This is a genomic window from Pseudomonas frederiksbergensis (assembly GCF_000802155.2).
In the GTDB taxonomy this organism is placed as follows: Bacteria; Pseudomonadota; Gammaproteobacteria; order Pseudomonadales; family Pseudomonadaceae; genus Aquipseudomonas; species Aquipseudomonas frederiksbergensis_A.
In genome coordinates, this window is the sequence record NZ_JQGJ02000015.1 from 15,425 (window position 1) to 36,802 (window position 21,378).

The following is a 21,378-nucleotide window of genomic DNA, read 5'->3' on the forward strand; positions in this document are numbered from 1 at the left end:
TATGACGAAATGGCTGCTAGCTGCCGGTGTCTTGATGCCGCTTTACAGCGCTCAGGCTACACAGGATCCGGAAGCTGTGTACAACCGTGTTTGTGGTGCCTGTCATTCCGGCCAACTCCCCATGGCGCCCCGCAAGGGCGATCAGGAAGCTTGGACGCCGAGGTTGGCGAAAGGTATGGAGACGCTGGTGCAACACGTGACCCAGGGTTTCAAGGCGATGCCGCCGCGTGGTTTGTGCATGGACTGCAGTGCCGAGGATTACCGAGCCATCATCCAGTGGATGAGCGAGTAAACCCGGCCCATAACTCTTTAACCCTTAGCCGTAGTTGGATTAGCTGATGAACAAACTGATCGTGAGTCTGCTGTTGACCTTGGGGATATCCGGCGTAGCCCACGCCGCTGGCGACGCCGCTGCCGGTCAGGCGAAAGCGGCCGTATGCGGGGCCTGCCACGGCCCGGATGGCAATAGCATGGCGCCCAACTTTCCGAAACTGGCGGGCCAGGGCGAGCGTTATCTGGTCAAGCAGTTGAAGGAAATCAAGGACGGCAAGCGTGTCGTGCTGGAAATGACCGGCCTGCTGACCAACCTGAACGATCAGGACCTGGCGGACATCGCGGCCTATTTCGCCAGCCAGAAGGGCAGCGTCGGCGCCGCCGATCCGAAACTCGTGGCTCGCGGTGAAGCGCTGTTTCGCGGCGGCAACCTGGAAAAAGGCCTGCCAGCCTGCACCGGCTGCCACTCGCCTGACGGCAAGGGCAACGCCGCTGCCGGTTTCCCACACTTGGGCGGCCAGCATGCCCAATACATCACCAAGCAGCTGACCGATTTCCGCAAGGAAGAAGGCGGTCGCGCCAACGATGGCGACGCGATGACCATGCGCACCATCGCACGCAAGCTGAGCGACGAAGATATCGCCGCCGTTTCCAGCTACATCCAGGGCCTGCACTAAGGCCGTTGCAAGGGGGGCGCCTCTCGCAACGTTAACGCTCGATTAATCTGTCGATGCGAGCATCAAAAGGGTGGCCTTGGCCGCCCTTTTTTGTGGCCGCTGCCGTTACACTAGAGAACTTGAACCCGCGACGGTCTGTCTTAGAAGCACGTCCCGCGAGGCCCCCTCATTGTCCAGGAGTAAAGCATGCGTAATCTGATCATCAGCGCCGCGCTCGTCGCCGCCAGCCTGTTCGGCATGACTGCCCAAGCGGCTGAAAAGCCCGCCGCACCTTATGTCGAACTGTCCAACCCCGTTCCGGTGGCCGTGCCTGGCAAGATCGAAGTCGTGGAGCTGTTCTGGTACGGCTGCCCGCATTGCTACGCCTTCGAACCGGTGATCAATCCCTGGGCTGAAAAGCTGCCATCGGACGTGAATTTTGTGCGCATTCCGGCCATGTTCGGCGGTCCTTGGGACGCCCACGGCCAGATGTTCCTGACGCTGGAATCCATGGGCGTCGAGCACCAGGTTCACGCAGCGGTGTTCAATGCGATCCAGAAAGAAAAGAAACGCCTGACCGATCCTGAAGAGATGGCTGAGTTCCTCGCCACCCAAGGCGTCGACAAAGACAAGTTCCTGGCCACTTTCAATTCTTTCGCCATCAAGGGTCAGATCAACAAGGCCAAGGAGCTGGCAAAGAAATACGAAATCACCGGCGTACCGACCATGGTCGTCAATGGAAAGTACCGCTTTGACATCGGCTCTGCCGGCGGCGCGAATGAAGCGCTGCAACTGGCGGACAAGCTGATCGCCAAAGAGCGAGCGGCCACCAAGGCCGCCGCCAACTAAGCGGGCCCACGGCCATGGCCCGCTGGAGTACCGAGCGCATCGTTGGCCTGCATGAACCGCGGGTCAACGAGCATCATGTCGCGTCCACGGGCCTGCCGGCGGACAGCCGCCTGCGGTTGCTCAGTTTCAACATCCAGGTCGGCATCAGCACCGAACGCTACCGGCATTATCTGACCCGCGGTTGGCAACATTTGCTGCCCCACACCGGGCGCGCAGGCAACCTGCAGAAAATCGGCGACCTGCTCAAGGATTTCGACCTGGTGGCCTTGCAAGAAGCCGATGGCGGAAGCCTGCGTTCCGGCTACGTCAACCAGGTGGAACACCTCGCCCAATTGGGTGCCTTCCCCTACTGGTACCAACAACTCAATCGCAACCTCGGACGCCTCGGCCAGCACAGTAATGGCGTGCTGAGTCGCCTGCGTCCCTGGGCGATCGAAGATCATCCGCTCCCCGGTCCCAAGGGGCGTGGGGCGATCCTGGCGCGTTTCGGCGAAGGCCCGGAGGCGCTGGTCGTGGTGATGATGCACCTGGCCCTCGGCGCTCGCACCCGAACGATGCAGCTGGCGTACATCCGTGAGCTGATCGGCGGCTACAAGCACCAGGTCCTGATGGGCGACATGAACACCCACGCCAATGACCTGCTTCAAACTTCGCCATTGCGCGACCTTGGCCTGCTCGCCCCGCAGCTCGAAGCCACGTTTCCCAGTTGGCGCCCTCAGCGCTGCCTGGACCATATCCTGTTGAGCCCGACCTTGACCCTCGAACGCTTCGAGGTATTGGCGCAGCCTATTTCCGATCATCTGCCGGTCGCGGTCGAAATACGTCTGCCGGGTTCGCTCACGGCCGACGCATTCCCCGCGCTGAGTCCTGCCCCTTGCGGATCCGATGAATGAGCGACGACGCCGAACGCTGGAGAGAGAAATACCTCAAGAGCATCGAACAGCAGGAAAAGCTTGAGCGTCGCTGGGACGCTCGGCTCGACTTGCTGCGTCGGGGGCTGGTGCGCAGCACGCTTGCCGCCGAGGGCACCGACCGGGCAGTGGACCAGTGCATGAAAGAGATGCGCGAAGTGGTGCGCACCGACGACATGGACGCTGCCCTCGCCGCCCTGCTGCCGCGCCTGGAGAAAGCCGTACTCGATTCCGAGCAGCGTCGCGAGACGCGGGTTGAGCAAATGAGCGCCGCGTTGACGGCTTTGGTTGCCCAGTTGCAATCCTTGCCGCTGCCCAAGGACGTCAGCCGGCCTTTGAAGAAGTTCTCCAAGCAATTGGAAGCCCGGGTCGGCCAGGCGCGGGAAATCCCCTTGTTGCTCAGCGAGTTGAGTGGCTTGCAGGGCAAGGCGCTGAGCGCACTGGATACACCGGATGAGCCGAGCCGTCCCGGCCTGCTGCAACGGTTGTTTGGTGGTCACGGTCACGATGAGGTGGCACCCCAGCCGCGCCCATCGTCGGAGCCGGGCCAGCCGAGCCCGACGCCTGGAACAGATGCGAGTGCGCTAACGCCGGCACCGCCCACAGCCGAGACGGTATCCATCCCGCCCGCACCCGCACCTGCGCCCGCACCGAAAGCGGAGCGAGACCACGCGTTCCAATTATCCGAAGCCGAGCCGGTCGAGCCTATTGAAGCAGCAGACGAACCGGAAGGCGAACCGGAAGGCGAACCTGCGCCGGAGCCCGTGACGCCGCCGGCCGCAGCCGTGGCTCAGCCGCCCGTCGAACCGCCGCCCCCGCCCCTTGATGAACACGCCGAACCAACAACCGCGTTCCAGAACCCGGACGAGCTAGTGCCGGAGGCACCCCCGCCGGTCCTCGAAGAGCCGCCAGTTGCGGCCGCCGAATCCAGCGAACCCGCCGAGCCCCTCGCGGCCGATTCCGATGAGGCTCACTACGCCCTGCCCGACTCGCCGGAGCCTTCCTACAGCTCGGTCGCCAGGCATATCGAAGACACGCTGCTGGGCCTGCTTGGCGACCTGACGCTGCCCGAACGTCATCGGCCCCAGGCGGAAGCCATGCGCGAACGTCTGCGCAATGGGCTGAACTGGTATGAGTTGCTGCCGATCCTCGACGATCTGGCGGTACTGATGCTGGCAATCACCGACAGCGGCCAGCATGAATTCGAAGCTTATCTGCAGCGACTCAATGATCGCCTGGAGTCATTCCAAAGCACGTTGCAAGCTGCCAGCGACGACCATGCCGACAATCTGTCGGCCTCCAGGGAAATGGACTCCCAGATTCGTGAGCAAGTGGACGGCCTGCAGAGCAGTGTGCAGCAAGCCGATGACTTGGAAGGCCTCAAGCAAGTGCTGGAGAATCATCTGGAGGGTCTGCTTGGTACGATGGATGAGCATCGCAAGCAGCGTGACCAGCGCGAGAAAGAAGTCTCGGTTCGTCTCAAGAGCCTGGCCGAGCGCGTTGCGTTGATGGAACAGGACGCGCTGATCGTCCGTGAGAATCTGGAAGAGCAGCGCCAGAAAGCCTTGATTGATCCGTTGACAGGCCTGCCGAACCGCGCTGCCTGGACCGAGCGCCTCGAACAGGAAGTTGAGCAATGGCAGCGGCATGGCAACAGCTTGTTGATCGCCATGCTCGACCTGGATCACTTCAAGCGGATCAATGACAACTACGGGCACCTGGCCGGTGACCGCGTGCTGAAGCTCATCGCCTCCGTGCTGCGCAAGCGGATCCGTGGCAGTGACTTCATCGCCCGCTTTGGTGGCGAGGAGTTCGTCTTGCTGGTGCCTGATACGCCTCTTGCGGCCGGCGCGAAACTGGCCGAAGCCCTGCGCGCGGCCATCGAAGCGTGTCCGTTCCATTTCAAGGGCGAGCCGCTGACGGTGACGGTGTCGATGGGCATGACGGCGTTCAAGCCGGGAGAGCGCAGCGAACTGGTGCTCAAAAGGGCCGATGAGGCGCTTTATCGGGCCAAAAATGCGGGCCGTAACCGAGTGGAGTTTGGCTGAACAATTGTTCCATTTTGTGTAACGGCACCGGATCATTTCCAGGTGATACGTTACACTGTTGCATTATTTTCCTGTGTGCCTGTTCTTCGCCATGAAACTTCTCCCGCTCGTTGTTTCGCTGTTAGTCCTGGCCGGTTGCGCGAGCGGCCCCCGGCTGGATACCAGTCATCCGTCGGTCAACCACGACAGCCGTGTCCAGTTCGTCGTGGTGCATTACACCTCGGCTTCCCTCGAGCGCTCCCTGTCTTTACTGACCCATGGCGAAGTCAGCGCGCATTACCTGATAGGCGACGACAAGGACGCGACTATTTATAAGCTGGTGGACGAAAACCGGCGCGCCTGGCACGCCGGCGAAAGTGAATGGCAAGGCCGGACCTGGCTCAACTCCAGCTCCATCGGGATCGAGATTGTCAATCCGGGCTATGTGGACACGCCTACCGGTCGCCTCTGGTACCCCTACAGCGAAGCCCAGGTGCAAGCTCTGATCGCCTTGCTCAAGGACATCACCCGACGTAACGAGATCAACCCGGCCAACATCATTGGCCATAGCGACATCGCCCCCAATCGCAAGCTGGATCCCGGCCCGTTGTTTCCCTGGAAGCGACTGGCGCAGGCAGGCCTTGGTGTCTGGCCGGACGAACGGGCGGTCGCGCTACAGCAGGCTGCCTACGCCGCTCAGTTGCCGAGCGCCAGTTGGTTCCAGGCGGAGCTGGCCCGCCTCGGCTACCCGACGCCTCGCACTGGCGAATGGGACGTAGCCACCCACCAGGTGCTCGCCGCCTTCCAGATGCGCTATCGGCCGACCCGGTTCGATGGCGCGCCAGACGCCCAAAGCGCGGCGATTTTGCAGGTGCTAAACCAGACAAAATAATGACGCTCGTCTGACTGATAGCGCCAAATCCAAAACAGAAGCTATAACTCATTGGTAACTTTCGGATTACTGATGATGACGGCTGCCCGCGAAACGCTGCAGAGTTGGCTGCATCGCCCTATTTTCCTGGCGATGACGGCGGCTGCCCTCAGTACTGTGTTGTTGCTGGCAGGCAGTCTGTTTGTGGTGATGCAGCAAATCCAACAGCGTGAAAGTGACCAGATGAACGCTCAAGGCGAGCGCTTCCTGCTACGCCTGGAACAACTGTTCGGACAGCTGCGCGAGAGCCTCGATGATTTGCAGGCTCAACCGCTGCGTGGCTGTAGCGATGACATGATCGCCACCTTGCAGCAGGTGAGTTTCAATTATCGCTTCGTCTACGAGGCGGCATATATCGACAGTACTGGCATGTGCTCCAACCGTCCGCGCCAGAGCGGTTTGTCCTTGGCGCGAGCACCTGACTTGCGCGGCCCGGCCTACAGCTACTGGCTCAACACCACCACGGAGCCCGATGAAAATCGTGCCGCGTTGATGTTGGGGCGCGGAAATTTTCGGGTGGCAACGTCTCGCGGCCACCTGACCGATGTGGTCGACTTGCCGCCGGGCAGCAGCTTGCTGGTGGTCCTCGATGACGGCGAGCGGGCGATTCCGGTCCTTGGTACTGAACAACACTGGCCACCGGCCGAGCCGTGGCCGCCGAAAAGCCGAAACGCCTTGCAGGTCACGAAATACCGATTGATCTACCGGATGCCAACTGACAGTCCTGAGTACCAGCTGGTGCTGATCGCACCGCGCAACGGCCTGCGCATCCCGGCCAATGCCTGGTGGATGCTGCCCATCAGCCTGGTGCTCGGGCTGGGCATCGGCTTTCAGGTCTTTCTTCTCGCGCGCCAGCGCCAATCGATGGATGCCGAATTGCACGGTGCTATCCGACGCGGTGAGCTACAGGTGCTCTATCAACCGATTTTCGACCTTCACAGCCGCAACTGCGTGGGCGCCGAAGCCCTGCTGCGCTGGCGCCGGCCGGACGGCACGCTGACCAGTCCGGATCTGTTCATTCCGATGGCGGAAGACACCGGGCAGATCCGCCAGATCACCGATTTTGTCCTGCAGCGTTTATTCGATCAGTTGGGCCAGCTATTGCGCGCCAATCCACACCTCTATATTTCCGTGAACCTGGCGGCATGCGACGTGATGGTGCCGCGCATTGGCGATGTGATTGCCCGGCTGTTGGCGATGCATCGCGTATCGGCGCACCAGATCGCTTTCGAAGTCACCGAGCGCGGCCTGGTCGACGTGCTGGTGGCTCGCGATAACCTGCAATCGTTGCGCGACGTGGGGCATCAGGTGCTGATCGATGACTTCGGCACTGGCTATTGCAGCCTGGCCTACCTGCAAACGCTACCGGTGGATTGCCTGAAAATCGACAAGGCCTTCATCGACGCGCTGGGGCACGACGCCGCCAGCAGCGGCGTCGCCCCGCATATCATCCGCATGGCCCACGCCCTTGAGCTCAAAGTCATCGCTGAAGGTATCGAGCATGAGGCCCAGGCGTCTTACCTGAGCAGCGAGGGCGTGAAGTTCGGTCAGGGGTGGCTGTTCGCCCACGCGCTCAGTGCGGTGCAGTTCATCGAACTGATCACCCGCGGGCGACGTCTGGTCGGGCGGCGCATTGATGATGAGGCGTAACGGGCGCTTACACCGTCAAGGCCATGTAGAACTGAGTGCCCTGCCCTGGCCTTGAATAAACGCCCATGCGCCCGCCGTGGAGCTGGACGATCTCCTTGCACAGCGCCAGGCCGAGGCCGGCGCCGCCCTTTTTGCGGCCAACCTGGACGAAGGGCTCGAAAATCCGCCCCTGCTGGCCGTAGGCAATCCCCTCGCCGTTGTCCTCGACGCTGATGATCACCCGCTCGCCGTGGCGTCGGGCCTGCAAGCGGATCTGGCCGTCATCGTTGGTGTGACGCATCGCGTTATCGATGAGGTTGTCCAGCACCCGATCCAGCTGCGCGGCATCGGCGTGAAGGCGCGGCAACGGACCCTGGATCTCGACGAGTAATTCGATACCTTTCGCTTGCGCCTGGCCGGCAAAGCGCATCCTGGCGGCTTCCAACAATTCTTCGATGGAGCAAGGTGCCAACGTGAGCTTCTGCAAGCCGTTCTGGTAACGGGAGAAATTGAGCAAGTCATTAATGAGCTGCATCAACCGCTGCATTTCTTCATTGACGGTATTGAGCAGGTCCGCCTCACGGGACTCTTTGGGAAAATGCACGCGCTCCTGGAGCAGGCCGAAGGCCATGTGCATGCCCGTCACCGGGGTGCGCAGCTCATGAGAAGCCCGCAGGACGAATTCACTGCGCACCCGTTCGAAGGCGCGTTGCTCGGTGACGTCATGCAGCACCATCACCGCGCCGAGAATCTGGCCTTGGGTGTGGATGACCGGCGTCAGGCTGTAGGTGAGCACGCGTGACTCGCCATCCACCTCGATGCTCAAGTCGTCTGGCGCTCGCTCCTGCGTGCCGCCGCGCAGGACCAGTTGCAACTCGTCGTCCAATTCGATACGTCCAAGCGCCTCGCCGAGCCCCTGCCCCAAGCGCTCCTGATCCCAGCCCAGCTGACGTTGGGCCACGGGATTGAGGTGCTCGAGCCGACCTTGGCGATCGATCATCAGCAAGCCATCGTCGATGCTGTCGAGTACCGCTTGCAGGCGTTGCTGGCCGGCGAGCAGCTCATCGACATTGGTCGCCTGATGCTCGCGAAGCGCTTGGGCCATGATGCCGAAACGGCGGGTCAGCAGGTTCAGTTCCGCCGCCGAGGAGATCGGCAGGGTCACTTCGAAATTGCCTTGGCCGATATCGTCCGCCGCCGCTGCCAACGCCTCGATCGGCGCGCCAAAGCGCCGGGCTATGCCGTGGGCGGTGACGAAGCCGATGATCAGCACGGCCAGCCCCACCAGCCCCAGCAGGCTGGAAATCAGCAGGGCACGCTCGCGGGCGCGGTCCTGGGTGTCGCTGATTTTGTTCAGGGCATGGCGATAGCCCTCGATCAGTCCACTGCGCAATACGTTGAATTTATCAGTGAGCGCCTGGATACCCGCCAGCTGTTTGGGTTGCTGGCGAGAATCGTCGAAGGCCTCGAGGAAGCTGATGTAATCGGATTTGGCACGGCTGAAGCTGGCGGGCGGATCCCCCAGCGCCTGCTCGTGTGCAATGCCTTCATCCAGCAGCTCGAAATACTGGCGCTTGGACTCCTCCAGCGCCGCCAGGTTGGGGTTTTCGTCGAGCATGATCATCAACTGGTCGCCCAGCGTCTGACGTAGCTTGAGGCCCAGGTCCAGCAGTACGAAGTTGTCGCGAACGGATTGTTCTTGGGTGTTGGCCATCTGCATTACGCTGACCAGTCCCAACAACAGCCCCAGCAGCGCCACCGTGATCAGCGCCGAAATGCTGAGGAACAACCGTGTGCGCAGCTTCATCGCCAGTTTCATAAGGTGCCGCTCACAGGTTGTATTGCTTGCGTTTGCGATACAGCGTGGACGCGTCGATGCCCAGGGTCTTGGCGGCCTGGTCAAGGGTGTCGGCAGTGGCCAGCACTGCGCCGATATGCGCCTTCTCCAGCTCGTCGAGACTCAGTGCGGCACCGATTCGCGGAGCGTTGTTGACCGGCTGCTCGGCCATGCCCAGATGGCTGATTTCGACCTTCTCCTGGGGGCAGATGATGCTGGCGCGCTCGACCACGTTGCGCAACTCGCGAATGTTGCCCGGCCAGCGGTAGCCTAGCAGCGCTTCGCGAGCCTCGTCGCTGAACCCCCGTGCCGGACGAGCGTACTCCTTGACGAAGCGTGCCAGGAACCGGTCGGCCAGGGTCAGGATGTCCTCGGCGCGTTCGCGCAAGGGCGGCAGGTGCAGGGTAATGACGTTCAGGCGGTACAAGAGGTCTTCGCGGAAACGTCCGTCGCGCACCATGTCCTCAAGATTGAGGTTGGTCGCCGCGAGAATCCGGACATCGGCGCGACGCGTAACGGGGTCGCCGACGCGCTCGTATTCCTTGTCCTGGATAAAACGCAGCAATTTTGGCTGCAGTGCGAGGGGAAAATCGCCGATCTCGTCGAGAAACAACGTTCCGCCATCCGCTTGGTTGACTCGCCCCAACGTACTTTCGCTGGCACCAGTGAACGCACCGCGGCTGTGACCGAACAATTCGCTTTCCATCAATTCGGTGGTCAACGACGGGCAGTTGATGGTGACGCAGGATTTTTTCGCACGTTTGCTCCAGCCATGGATCGCCCGCGCCAGTTCGCCCTTGCCGGTGCCGGACTCGCCCAGGATCAGGATGTTGGCGTCGGTGCTGGCGACCTGCCGAGCGGTTTCCAGCACCACTTTCATCGCCGGACTGTGGGAGTCGAGGCCGTCCTTTGGCTTGCGTATCTCGCCTTCCAAGGCTTCGAGCCTCGCGGACAGTTGGCGCACCTCCAGTTGCTTGGCGGTCGCGAGGCGCAGTTGGTCGGGGCTGCACGGCTTGACCAGATAATCGGCCGCGCCGGCCTGGATCGCATCGACGGCCGTATCGACGGCGGAGTGGGCTGTCACGATGACCACTCGCATCCAGGGTGCCTGGATACGCATCTGTCCCAAGACGTCGAGACCGTTGTCTTCGCCCAGGCGCAGGTCCAGGAAGCACAAGTCGAACACCTGGCGTTGCAGCAGGGCTTCGGCCTGTGCAGCACTGTTGGCGGTGGCGACGCTATAGCCCTCGTCTTCGAGGCAATAACGGAAGGTACGCAGGATGGCGGACTCATCGTCTACCAGCAGAATGCGGCCTTGATGCTCGGTGGCGGATTCCATCTTTCCTACGCTCCTTAATGAATGATGATGATTAGTGTCAGAAAAATCGGGCAAGTTGCATGGTCCATTCTGATCGAATATTACCCACCGAATCGGAATCTGTGGACCTCGATCGTCTAAAAGCCTGATTTCCAGTCAATTTTTCAGCTCCTCAGGTCCCGACGGTTCGGCTCGCTCATTCCGACAGCCATTTCCGACTCGCAATTCAAAAAAGAAATCGACCGAGCCGCTTCCTGCCAATTCGTGCATAACGCACGACGCGCGTCTGGCCCATCGTGCAGGATGCGCTCCGGGTCTTCTTTGGAGTGCTCATAACTATTTGATTTAAAAGGATTTTATGGGTTGTGGATTTCTGGCATGCCGACTGCAATGTTCTAGGCAACGTGGCGTTTCAAGGCGCCTCAACCAGATCACCGCTAGGGTGGGGAGGAGTTTCAGGATGAATCGTCAATGTGCCGCCCAATTTCGCATTTCCCGCCTGCACATCCAGCAGGGGCTGTGGGCTTTTGTCGCACTGCTGGTCACCCTTTTAGCGGGGCAGCAATTGATGCTCTGGCATGAAAGCCAGAAACCGGAAGCGCCACTGGTCTCCACCTACCGCGCCCCGCAAACCCATTTCAGTGCCGCCAGCACGTTGGCGCAGGAATCCGCATCGATGCGAATGATGGAAGTCGACCAGGCGCAGCCCCTCCCCGAGATGCCTCGGGAAGAGCGCTGGGTGTTCTGACAAGAACCGGTCGTCCGTTGTGCCGGAACCCTCGTCGCCAGATACCTAACTAAATAGAAAAGCGTAAGGAGAATCACCATGTTGAGCTGGGCTATTACCTTCCTGATCATTGCCATCATCGCTGCGGTACTGGGCTTCGGTGGTATCGCAGGCACCGCCACGGGCATCGCCAAGATTCTCTTTGTCGTGTTCCTGGTGATGTTTATCGCATCGTTCTTCTTTGGCCGTCGCGGCCGAGGCTGACTATGAGCGTGACATTCAAAGGACTGGCCGCCGCCCTGCTGTTGGGCGGCGGTGCCATGGCAATGGCTGCCAACGACGGTCAAATGCGGGTCAACCAGTTGCTGCAATCCGATCCGCAGTACCGCGAGACCTGGCAGCAGGTCGTCAAGAAAGAGGAGCGCCTGCCCGAGTGGGTGATGAACCTGACGGGCGACGCGGAGCAAATGAATGCGGTCGAGGAAGACGACGATAAATATCTCGTCGGACCTTTGTGCGAGACCCAGGCGACCTGCAAGAGCAAACGCCTGTTCGTGGCTTTCAGTTTCGACAAAGACGAAGCCTATGCCCTGTTGGTGGAAGTCCCTGCGGGCCTGCCCTCCGACAAGTCACCGACCCGTCACGCGGACTACCGCTTTCTCGGCAACCCCGATGAAGGTATGCAAAAACTGTTAATGGAACAGCTCAAGAAAGATCCTAACTGGTACTGATTTCTTGAAGCGGGAAAAGCAACGCTGCTTTTCTCCCTGCGAAGCCCGAGGAGGGCGTAAGCATGACCAGGGGGCTGGGACGTTCTGACCATCAAGGGTCGGAGTGACCTACGGGCACAAGGGGTGCCTGCGAAAGGGCCGGGTCAGGTAAAAGCTGCGACGCAAGTTCGCAAAGTCGTGACGGCTTGGCGAACTTGCGTAGAGCTTATTCCCCAGGCTAGAGCGATTTGCTGCTTCTTTTGCCAGAACCCAACTGGCGCTGCGGCATATTGTCCCGCTCCCCAAGCAATGCTGTTCCAAAGCCGACCGTATATCGGAGAATAGGCGCACGGTTTCGCTTTTCGCCGGTGGCCTGCGACTCAATCCTTTCATCGCCTCTCAAGCAATCCAGATAACGCCCGGCTACGCTGAAATGGCCGGTTGACGGCGTTTATGCCTGATGAAGTGTCGCTTTTGAACCGATTGGGACGTACGTTTCACATCGGTGATCTCATGCCGATTCGGCATAGGGTAGGCGTTTACGGCATTAGACGATCCCCCCTTGCATCGCAATAGTTGCGCCTTTTTTCGCCTGCCAGTGAGCTGCCTTGGGCGCCCGGGGTGACCTTATACGGGGGCAGCAGCGTGAGTCCGTGTCGCCTTTGGCGATCCGTTGATGCTGCTGTCCGAGTCAAACTGAAGTAAGGGTAATGATATGAAGAAGGCAAGACTAAGCCTCGCCTGGCAGATCCTCATCGGTCTGGTGCTCGGGATTGCAATCGGCGCGCTGCTCAACCATTTCAGTGCCGAAAAGGCCTGGTGGATCAGCAACGTACTGCAACCGGCAGGCGATATCTTTATCCGTCTGATCAAGATGATCGTGATTCCAATCGTGATCTCCTCGCTGATCGTCGGCATTGCCGGCGTGGGCGATGCCAAGAAGCTGGGGCGGATCGGCTTCAAGACCATCGTCTATTTCGAAATCGTCACCACCATTGCCATCGTCGTCGGCCTGCTGATGGCCAATTTCTTCCAGCCAGGCAGCGGCATCGACATGAGCACCCTGGGTACCGTGGATATTTCCAAGTACCAGGCCACGGCGGCTGAGGTGCAGCATGAGCATGCGTTCATCCAGACGATCCTCAACCTGATCCCGTCGAACATTTTCGCAGCCGTCGCTCGCGGCGAAATGCTGCCGATCATCTTCTTCTCCGTGCTGTTCGGGCTTGGTTTGTCCAGCTTGCAATCGGACCTGCGTGATCCCCTGGTCAAGATGTTCCAGGGCGTGTCGGAAAGCATGTTCAAAGTCACCCACATGATCATGAACTACGCCCCGATTGGTGTGTTCGCCCTGATCGCCGTGACGGTCGCCAACTTCGGTTTCGCTTCCCTGTTGCCACTGGCGAAGCTGGTGATCCTGGTTTACGTCGCCATCGCCTTCTTCGCCTTCGTGGTGCTGGGCCTGATCGCGCGCCTGTTCGGTTTCTCGGTGATCAAGCTGATGCGCATCTTCAAGGATGAGCTGGTACTCGCCTACTCCACCGCGAGCTCCGAAACGGTATTGCCGCGCGTCATCGAAAAGATGGAGGCGTACGGGGCGCCGAAGGCTATCTGCAGTTTCGTCGTGCCTACCGGGTACTCGTTCAACCTTGATGGTTCGACGCTGTATCAGAGCATCGCGGCGATTTTCATCGCCCAGCTCTATGGCATCGATCTGTCCATCGGCCAGCAGCTGATGCTGGTACTGACCTTGATGGTGACCTCCAAGGGCATCGCCGGCGTGCCGGGCGTCTCCTTCGTAGTGTTGCTGGCGACCTTGGGCAGCGTTGGCATTCCTTTGGAAGGCCTGGCGTTCATTGCCGGTGTCGACCGCATCATGGACATGGCCCGTACCGCGCTCAATGTCATCGGTAATGCCCTGGCCGTACTGGTCATTTCCCGTTGGGAAGGCATGTACGACGATGCCAAGGGCCAGCGCTACTGGAACTCCCTGCCGCACTGGCGCAGCAAAGAGCCGCTGCCGGCAGGGGAAACTTCCAGCCGTTGATCTTCTTGGCAATGCCAACCAAACCCCGGAGAAATCCGGGGTTTGTCGTTTTGGCCAGCCCCGCTATCATTCGCGGCATCTTCCGGGGGACTTAACCGATGCTCAATGGCCTGTGGCTTGGCTTCTTTATCGTGGCAGCCGTGTCGGCGCTGGCGCAGTGGCTGGTCGGCGGCAACGCCGGGATCTTCGCGGCCATGGTGGAAAGCATTTTCGCCATGGCCAAGCTGTCGGTGGAGGTGATGGTCCTGCTGTTCGGCACCTTGACCCTGTGGCTGGGCTTCCTGCGCATCGCTGAAAAAGCCGGCATCGTCGATTGGCTGGCCAAGGCCCTTGGCCCGCTGTTCTTGCGCTTGATGCCGGAAGTGCCCGCCGGCCACCCGGCGATTGGCCTGATCACCCTCAACTTCGCCGCCAATGGCCTGGGCCTGGACAACGCCGCCACGCCCATCGGCCTCAAGGCCATGCGCGCGCTGCAGGATCTGAACCCCAGCCCGACCATCGCCAGCAACGCGCAGATCCTGTTCCTGGTGCTCAATGCATCGTCGCTGACCCTGCTGCCGGTGACGATTTTCATGTACCGCGCCCAGCAAGGCGCGCCGGACCCGACCCTGGTGTTCCTGCCGATCCTGCTCGCCACCAGCGCCTCGACCCTGATGGGGCTGTTGTCCGTGGCGTTCATGCAGCGCCTGCGCTTGTGGGACCCGGTGGTGCTGGCCTATCTGATTCCGGGTGCGTTGGTGCTGGGCGGTTTCATGGCGCTGCTGGCAACCCTCTCGGCCACGGCGCTGGCGGGGCTATCGTCGATCCTCGGCAACCTGACCCTGTTTGGCCTGATCATCCTCTTCCTGGTGGTGGGCGCGCTGCGGAAGGTCAAGGTGTATGAAGCCTTCATCGAAGGCGCCAAGGAGGGCTTTGACGTCGCCAAAACGTTGCTGCCGTACCTGGTGGCGATGCTTTGCGCGGTAGGCGTACTGCGGGCTTCGGGGGCGCTGGATTTTGGCCTCGACGGTATCCGCCACCTGGTGCAATGGGCCGGCTGGGACACACGCTTCGTCGACGCCTTGCCGACTGCCATGGTCAAGCCGTTCTCCGGCAGCGCCGCCCGGGCCATGTTGATCGAGACCATGAAGACCTCCGGCGTGGACAGCTTCCCGGCCCTGGTGGCCGCGACGATCCAGGGCAGCACCGAAACCACGTTCTATGTGCTGGCGGTCTATTTCGGCGCCGTGGGCATCCAACGGGCGCGCCATGCCGTGGGCTGCGCGCTGCTGGCCGAATTCTCCGGGGTGGTGGCGGCCATCGGCGTTTGCTACTGGTTCTTCGGTTGACCTGAGTCGCCCGGCGACCCCTAGGGTTGGGTCGGCGTTGCGAAACGCTGGCCTTGCTCCAATGTCCAGGCCACCACTTCGGCCGTCAACCGGTCGCCGGCCCGGCCAAAGCCGTCCACCACCGCCGGCACTTTCACATCGCTCAACGGCTGGCGCACTTCAAACCGGCGACTGGCCAGGATGCGCTGGTCGAACCCGCGCACCAGCAGCGCGTCCAGCCGAATCACCACGCTGGCCGCTGTGCCCTGGTATTCGGTCTGGAACGCCTGCAATTGCCCGCCCAGCTCCAGGTCCGCTTGCAGGTTGCTGTCGGCGACGCTCAACAGCCTGACGCGTCCATCCTGGGCGAAGCCATCGAGCAGGCGGTTGCGCAACAGCACCGGGGCCGGGTCGCTCCAGCGCGAGGCGGCGTAGCTGCTGAACAGATTGCCTTGGGGGATCACCGCGATTTTCGGGCTGTTGAGCACTTCACTGGCCTGGGGGCTGGCCAGGCGCAACGACCAGTTCACCGCCGTGCCCGCAGATGCCGGGGCCTGGGTGGCGGGCAGGCGATACACATCCGCAGGATCGGCCTTGGGCAAAATCGAGCAACCACCCACCAGGACAAATCCTGCCAGCAAGAGAAGAGGTCGGATCAACCGGTTGGACGGCTTCATGGCGTGAACTCCTTGTCCTTGTCGTTGCCCAGCAAATAGCCGCTGGGGTTGGCATCCAGGCGCCGGGAGATCCCTCGCAGGGCGCTCAGGGTCTCGCGCAGCTCACGCACGGCGGGCGCCAGGGCATTGAGGCCCTGCATGCCGTTATTCAGCGAGTCGCGGTTGTCGTTCAGCAACTTGTCGAGGGTCGCGGTGCTGCGCGCCAGGGACTGCATGGCCTGGCCGGCGTTGCCGAACGCCTGCTTGCCCTGGTCGTTGAGCAAACCATTGGCGTTGCGCATCAACGCCGTGGTCTGCTCCAGCGTGGCGCTGGCCTGTTTGCCGATGGACGCCAATTGCTGCATGGCCTGGCGAATATCGCCGCGTTGCTCGGCAATGACCCCGGTGGTTTGTTCCAGATGCTCGAGGGTCTTGCCCAGGCTCTGGACGTTGTCCGAGGAAAACACCTCATTGGCGTTGTGCAGCAGCAGGTTGATGCTGGTCATCAAGTCATCGCTGTTGTTGAGCAAGCGGGCGATAGGCGAGGGCGCGGCGATGATCACTGGCGGCTCGCCGTCGTGCCCCGTCAGCGCCGGGCTCTGGGGCGTGCCGCCACTGAGCTGGATAATCGAGGTGCCGGTGATGCCGGTCAGCGCCAGCTTGGCCTGGGTGTCTTGCTTGATCGGTGTTTCTGCGCTCAAGCGCACCCGCGCCAGCACCCGGCGTGGGTCGTTCGGGTCCAGGCGCAGGTTGACGACGTCGCCGACCTTGATCCCGCTGTACTCCACCGAGCTGCCCCGGGACAACCCGCTGACCGCCTCGTTGAACACCACTTCGTAATCCTTGAATTCGCTGTCCACGCTGGACTTGGCCAGCCATAAACCAAACAGCAGGGCGCCGGCCACCACAATGACGGTGAACAGGCCGATCAGCACGTGATGGGCTCGGGTTTCCATGTCAAACCTCGTTGGATTGTGTAGCGGCCGATAACGCCGCGCGGCCGCGAGGGCCATGGAAGTATTCGTGAATCCACGCGTCGTCGGTTTCCGACACCTTGTCGATGACGTCGGCCACCAGCACTTTTTTCTGCGCCAGCACCGCCACCCGGTCGGTGATGGTGTAGAGGGTGTCCAGGTCGTGCGTGACCAGGAACACGCTCAGGCCCAGGGCATCGCGCAGCGTCAGGATCAACTGGTCGAACGCCGCCGCACCGATGGGGTCGAGGCCGGCGGTGGGTTCGTCGAGAAACAGGATGTCCGGGTCCAGGGCCAGCGCACGGGCCAGGGCGGCGCGCTTGATCATGCCGCCGGACAGCGAGGCGGGGTACTTGTCTGCGGCCGAGAGTGGCAGCCCGGCCAGCGCGAGTTTCACCGCTGCCAGGTGCTCGGCGTCGGCGCGGCTGAGCCCGGCGTGTTCGATCAGCGGCAGGGCGACGTTTTCTGTCACGGTCAATGACGAAAACAGCGCGCCTTTCTGGAACAGCACGCCGAAGCGCCGTTCCACCCGCGAACGTTGCTCCGGGGGCAGGCTCGGCAAGTCCTGGCCGAACACCCGCACGGTCCCCTCGCTGGGCCGGTTCAGGCCGACAATGCTGCGCAACAGCACCGATTTGCCGCTGCCGGAGCCGCCGACCACGGCGAGAATCTCGCCCTTGTACACGTCCAGGTCGAGGTTCTCGTGCACGCTCTGGCGACCGAAGCGATTGCACAGGCCGCGCACTTGAATCACCGCCTCGGTGGGCGGCCGCAGGGGTTGGCTCACCAGCTCATCTCCATGAAAAACAGCGCGGCCACGGCATCGAGCACAATCACCACGAAAATCGACTGCACCACGCTGGACGTGGTGTGGGCCCCGACCGACTCGGCGCTGCCACTGACCTTGAAACCTTCCAGGCAGCCCACGGCGGCGATCAGGAAGGCAAAGATCGGCGCCTTTACCATCCCCACCAGAAAATGCTGCACGCCAATGTCCGACTGCAACAGCGACAGGAACATGGCCGGGGAAATACCCAGCGACAGGGCACACACGACACCGCCGCCGATAATGCCCGAGAGCATGGCCAGGAAGGTCAGCATCGGCAGCGCCACCAATAGCGCCAGTACCCGTGGCACCACCAGCAACTCGACCGGATCAAGGCCCAGGGTGCGGATCGCGTCGATTTCCTCGTTAGCCTTCATCGAGCCGATCTGCGCGGTGAACGCGCTGGCGGTACGGCCCGCCATGAGGATCGCCGTGAGCAACACGCCGAATTCACGCAGGAACGAGAATGCCACCAGATCCACGGTAAAGATGCTGGCGCCAAAGTCGGCCAACACCGTCGCGCCGAGGAACGCTACCACCGCGCCGACCAGGAACGTCAGCAGGGCGACGATGGGAGCAGCGTCCAGGCCAGTCTGTTCGATGTGAACGACCATCGCGGTCATGCGCCAGCGCCTGGGGCGAAACAGGTTGCGGGCCAGGGTTTCGAGGATCAGGCCGACAAAACCCAGCAGTTGCAGGGTGTCTTGCCAGATTTTGTCCACGGCGCGGCCGATACGCGTCAGCAGCTGGGTCAGCACGCTGACCTGCGGCTCTTTCACCGGCACACAGAAGTCCGTCAGCGAGCAATAGACCGTCTGCAATAGCGCCCGCTCGGCGGCCGGCAAGCTGCAATCGGGGTGCTCGGCGGTCTTGCCCAGCCGTTCGGAGCCCAGCAGTTCCACCAGCAACGAAGCCCCGGCGGTGTCGAGGGCGCCGAGGCCATTGAGATCAATCAGGGTGTTGTCGTCGTATTGGCCGCGCAGCGAATCGCTCAGGCGCTTGAGCTGCGCGTAGTGGGCCAGCGTCCAGTCGCCGCTGACCCATAGCTTCGCCGCAGGGCCGGACGTATCCAGTCGGGCAGTGCCAGTGGGGGATCCGGGGGTCATACGCTCCATGCTCGTTCGACTTGAACAGCGCTACCTAATAGCACGACCGCCGTTATTTTGCTTCGGGTGTGTCGGCGTTCACCGTGAAACGCAGTACACCGATCATCTGGCCATTTTCCGTCAGCACCCGCACTTGCCATTTGCCCGTTGGGTCTTGCGGGAAGTTCTGCTTGTGGGTCCAGGCGCGATAGCCTTCCTTGCGCCCGCCGTGGATGTCCAGGGCGATGCGGTCGACTTCTTTGCCGTTGAATTGCCAGACGTGATAAATCCGCTCATCGAGCCCACGCGGCGCATTGATGGCGGTGTAGGCGTACAGACCGCTGCCGCGAATCTGGGCCGCGCTGACTTCCTTGAGACTGGCGCCCGGCGTGCGGTCTTCCACTTGGGTGCTGATCGCCACTTCGGTCATCCACAGCGTGGCCGGCGGCACCCAGGAGCGCAGCACCCAGCCGGTGGCGCCAATCCCCACCGTAATGCAGAGGATCGCCAGGGCGTTGCGCACGGTGCGGATCGGAAAGATCGAGGCCAGGCTCGGGAACGACAACAACATGGCGATGCCCAGTGCCAACTTGAAACTCTGGTCGGTGGTCAGGTGCAGGATCACCGGTAATGCGGTGAGCAGGGCGGCGAACAGTGTCAGCGTGTGCAGCGCCAGGAACGCCCAACGCCGGGGCGCCAGCCATTTGTAGTACAGCGGATCGGTGATCGAAATCAGCGCCGCGATCGTCAGCAGGCCGGTGAAAAGCAGCTGGCTGCTGTTCCAGGTGGTGGTGATGAAGAAAAACGGCAGGACGAAAAACAGGCTTTCCTGGTGAATCATCTGCGTGGCATAGCGCAACAGCGGCTGGGGGATTTCCCGTTTGAATATCCGCGTGAACAGCCGGGTCATGCTGTTCTCCACCATCAGCCAGAGCCAGCTCACCAGCATCACGATGGCGATCCAGGTCGCCAATCCCTGCTGGCGGTCCACCAGCATGAAACTGCCGACCCCGGAAATGAAACCGCCGAGTGCGATAACCCCTGGGTAGCGCTTCATCAGTTCGAGGATGCGCTGGATAAGATGAGTCAGGTTCGGCATTCGGCAGTTTCACAATAAGTCGTAGGAAATATCCCTGACAGAGTACCACTGTGGGGTCACTCCGGGTCCCGCCGAGACCGACGACGCGCCAGCCATATCAACAGCACCAGCAGCAACGCCACTGACCCGCCGAGGGTCCAGATCAGTTCGTCGTCACCGAGCAGCGGCTTCTCGATGCGCAAGTAACCGGGGTCCTTCAGCAGCTCGCGCAGGGCCTGGTTGGCCTGCTCCAGGCTCACTGCCTGCAGGCGCTCGGCGGGGTTGGTGAAGCGGCCGTCTGCATAATCGCTCAAGGCGCTCCAGTAATAATCGGCCAGCGCACTGTTGCCCTGGACGGCCCAGGACTGGTGGGCGATGGCGGCACGCTTTATCCGCACGAAACTCTCGGGATCCAGGCCGTCCCTGAGCAAAGTGTTGCGCAGCCTCTCCAGCGCTTCCTCCGCTTGGGGCAGGTCTTCGCGGGCCAGGTCGGCGTTGAGGCTCAGGAAACCGACGCCGCCGAAGACTTCTCGTTCCACCCACGGGCCATAGGACAGGCCGTCAGCCAGGCGCAGTTGCCGGTAGAGCGCCCAATCCAGGTACTCCTTGAGCAGATCGAAGGTTTCATCGTGTTGTTCCTCCAGTACAGGCTCCGGGAACAGCCAGTGAAGCTTGGCGTTTTCCCCGGCCATTCCACGAATCAGGTTGCGCTTGGTGACCGCGCTGTAGCGGATTTGCGCCAGTGGTTCGTGGACGCTGGGTTCGACCGGTTCGAGCTCGCCGAAGGCGCGTTCCAGATAGGCCGGCAGCAGCCGATCGAGTTCGCCGACGACGATCAGGGTCATGTTGTTGGGGGCATACCAGGCCTTGCGCACCTGTTCCAACTGGGCGACGGTAAAGCGCTCGACCTCGGCCCGCTCCGCACAACGCAAGCCCAGCTCCACGGCCAATTGGTTGCTGGCCTTGTGGCCGAGGTGCTGGCGGTCGAGCCAGCGTTGCAGATGGGTATAGTGGCCACCGTCCTCGCGCTCGACCACCCGTTTGGCCGCTTCCAGGTTCTTTTCGTCGATGCGGGTACGGGTCAATAACGCCAGTAGCAAATCCAGGATCTTGCGTTGATTGCGCGCTGGCGCCTCGATGACGAACGTCGTGTCGGCATTGCTGGTGAAGGCGTTCCATTCGCCACCCAGCGCTTGCATGCGCTCTTCCAGGCCGCCTTCGCCCGTACTGTCGACCCCGCTGAACAGCACGTGCTCGAGCAGGTGCGGCAGTTCCTTGTCGGCGCAGCTGAAGTCGTCAAGGCCCACGCCGACCACCAGCCGAATCGCCACGTGCCCACGTTCAGTGCCGGGCTTGAGCAACACCTGCATGCCGTTGGGCAACAGGTAGCCTTCGACTTGGAAACGGTCCTGGGCAACGACGGGTAGGGAGCCGAACAAAAGCAGGGCGAGTAGCAGACAACGCATAGCGGGCTTCCTGGCGGCTTATGAGATCCATGGTCCGGGCCAATCTTGTTGACTGGCCAAGACGCCAGTCG

20 protein-coding genes are annotated in these 21,378 nt (G+C 61.7%); 12 read left to right on the forward strand and 8 right to left on the reverse strand.

Features of this window, described 5'->3' with window-relative positions; all coding sequences use genetic code 11:
* Nucleotide 1: 1 nt before the first annotated feature.
* The 7 genes from JZ00_RS22325 (at nucleotide 2) to JZ00_RS22355 (ending at nucleotide 7,297) form a co-directional block, all read left to right on the forward strand.
* The gene (locus tag JZ00_RS22325; RefSeq protein ID WP_003196231.1) at nucleotides 2-292 is read left to right on the forward strand and encodes a c-type cytochrome; all 291 of its coding nucleotides are present in this window, start codon (nucleotides 2-4) and stop codon (nucleotides 290-292) included.
* A 46-nt stretch (nucleotides 293-338) separates the two neighbouring features.
* Complete coding sequence (locus JZ00_RS22330; RefSeq protein WP_039593461.1) at nucleotides 339-950, forward strand: c-type cytochrome; 612 nt, start codon at nucleotides 339-341, stop codon at nucleotides 948-950.
* 186 nt (nucleotides 951-1,136) lie between these two features.
* Nucleotides 1,137-1,778: a thiol:disulfide interchange protein DsbA/DsbL gene (locus JZ00_RS22335; RefSeq protein ID WP_039593460.1), complete on the forward strand. Its 642-nt coding sequence runs from the start codon at nucleotides 1,137-1,139 to the stop codon at nucleotides 1,776-1,778.
* A gap of 14 nt (nucleotides 1,779-1,792) precedes the next feature.
* Complete coding sequence (locus tag JZ00_RS22340; RefSeq protein WP_039593459.1) at nucleotides 1,793-2,671, forward strand: endonuclease/exonuclease/phosphatase family protein; 879 nt, start codon at nucleotides 1,793-1,795, stop codon at nucleotides 2,669-2,671.
* Nucleotides 2,668-4,737, forward strand: coding sequence for a GGDEF domain-containing protein (locus tag JZ00_RS22345; RefSeq protein WP_039593458.1), 2,070 nt, complete (start codon nucleotides 2,668-2,670; stop codon nucleotides 4,735-4,737). Before JZ00_RS22340 ends, JZ00_RS22345 begins: the two co-directional genes overlap by 4 nt.
* Before the next feature lie 91 nt (nucleotides 4,738-4,828).
* Nucleotides 4,829-5,608, forward strand: a complete 780-nt coding sequence (locus JZ00_RS22350) for an N-acetylmuramoyl-L-alanine amidase (protein ID WP_039593476.1) — start codon at nucleotides 4,829-4,831, stop codon at nucleotides 5,606-5,608.
* A 75-nt stretch (nucleotides 5,609-5,683) separates the two neighbouring features.
* The gene (locus tag JZ00_RS22355; protein WP_039593475.1) at nucleotides 5,684-7,297 is read left to right on the forward strand and encodes an EAL domain-containing protein; all 1,614 of its coding nucleotides are present in this window, start codon (nucleotides 5,684-5,686) and stop codon (nucleotides 7,295-7,297) included.
* Between the two features lie 7 nt (nucleotides 7,298-7,304).
* Here the strand turns inward: JZ00_RS22355 and JZ00_RS22360 are convergent, their stop codons facing one another.
* Nucleotides 7,305-9,095: an ATP-binding protein gene (locus JZ00_RS22360; RefSeq protein WP_039593457.1), complete on the reverse strand. Its 1,791-nt coding sequence runs from the start codon at nucleotides 9,093-9,095 to the stop codon at nucleotides 7,305-7,307.
* A gap of 10 nt (nucleotides 9,096-9,105) precedes the next feature.
* A complete protein-coding gene (gene algB / locus JZ00_RS22365; protein ID WP_039593456.1) occupies nucleotides 9,106-10,452 on the reverse strand; it encodes a sigma-54-dependent response regulator transcription factor AlgB in 1,347 nt (448 codons plus the stop codon).
* A 439-nt stretch (nucleotides 10,453-10,891) separates the two neighbouring features.
* Between algB and JZ00_RS22370 the strand changes: the two genes are divergently transcribed.
* From JZ00_RS22370 to JZ00_RS22390, 5 genes are all read left to right on the forward strand, one after another.
* Nucleotides 10,892-11,179, forward strand: a complete 288-nt coding sequence (locus tag JZ00_RS22370) for a hypothetical protein (RefSeq protein WP_039593455.1) — start codon at nucleotides 10,892-10,894, stop codon at nucleotides 11,177-11,179.
* Nucleotides 11,180-11,257: 78 nt separating this feature from the next.
* On the forward strand, nucleotides 11,258-11,422 hold the full coding sequence (locus JZ00_RS30490) for a DUF1328 domain-containing protein (protein ID WP_003177151.1): 165 nt from the start codon (nucleotides 11,258-11,260) through the stop codon (nucleotides 11,420-11,422).
* Nucleotides 11,423-11,424: 2 nt separating this feature from the next.
* A complete protein-coding gene (locus JZ00_RS22380; RefSeq protein WP_039593454.1) occupies nucleotides 11,425-11,889 on the forward strand; it encodes an inhibitor of vertebrate lysozyme family protein in 465 nt (154 codons plus the stop codon).
* Nucleotides 11,890-12,583: 694 nt separating this feature from the next.
* Nucleotides 12,584-13,915, forward strand: coding sequence for a glutamate/aspartate:proton symporter GltP (gene gltP / locus JZ00_RS22385; RefSeq protein ID WP_039593453.1), 1,332 nt, complete (start codon nucleotides 12,584-12,586; stop codon nucleotides 13,913-13,915).
* Nucleotides 13,916-14,013: 98 nt separating this feature from the next.
* A complete protein-coding gene (locus tag JZ00_RS22390; RefSeq protein ID WP_039593452.1) occupies nucleotides 14,014-15,243 on the forward strand; it encodes a nucleoside recognition domain-containing protein in 1,230 nt (409 codons plus the stop codon).
* Between the two features lie 20 nt (nucleotides 15,244-15,263).
* Here JZ00_RS22390 and JZ00_RS22395 read toward each other — a convergent pair whose 3' ends face one another.
* The 6 genes from JZ00_RS22395 to JZ00_RS22420 are packed head-to-tail and all read right to left on the reverse strand — an operon-like array spanning nucleotide 15,264 to nucleotide 21,307.
* Nucleotides 15,264-15,899 (reverse strand): ABC-type transport auxiliary lipoprotein family protein, encoded by a 636-nt coding sequence (locus JZ00_RS22395; protein WP_039593451.1) that lies wholly within the window; start codon nucleotides 15,897-15,899, stop codon nucleotides 15,264-15,266.
* Nucleotides 15,896-16,834, reverse strand: coding sequence for an MlaD family protein (locus tag JZ00_RS22400; protein ID WP_039593450.1), 939 nt, complete (start codon nucleotides 16,832-16,834; stop codon nucleotides 15,896-15,898). Before JZ00_RS22400 ends, JZ00_RS22395 begins: the two co-directional genes overlap by 4 nt.
* Nucleotide 16,835: 1 nt before the next feature.
* Nucleotides 16,836-17,639 carry an ABC transporter ATP-binding protein gene (locus JZ00_RS22405; protein ID WP_039593449.1) on the reverse strand — a complete coding sequence of 268 codons (804 nt, stop codon included), beginning with the start codon at nucleotides 17,637-17,639 and terminating at the stop codon, nucleotides 16,836-16,838.
* A complete protein-coding gene (locus JZ00_RS22410; protein WP_039593448.1) occupies nucleotides 17,636-18,784 on the reverse strand; it encodes an MlaE family ABC transporter permease in 1,149 nt (382 codons plus the stop codon). Before JZ00_RS22410 ends, JZ00_RS22405 begins: the two co-directional genes overlap by 4 nt.
* Nucleotides 18,785-18,836: 52 nt before the next feature.
* Nucleotides 18,837-19,862, reverse strand: a complete 1,026-nt coding sequence (locus JZ00_RS22415) for a DUF5924 family protein (protein WP_039593447.1) — start codon at nucleotides 19,860-19,862, stop codon at nucleotides 18,837-18,839.
* Nucleotides 19,863-19,918: 56 nt separating this feature from the next.
* Nucleotides 19,919-21,307: a M16 family metallopeptidase gene (locus JZ00_RS22420; RefSeq protein WP_039593446.1), complete on the reverse strand. Its 1,389-nt coding sequence runs from the start codon at nucleotides 21,305-21,307 to the stop codon at nucleotides 19,919-19,921.
* Nucleotides 21,308-21,378 lie beyond the last annotated feature (71 nt).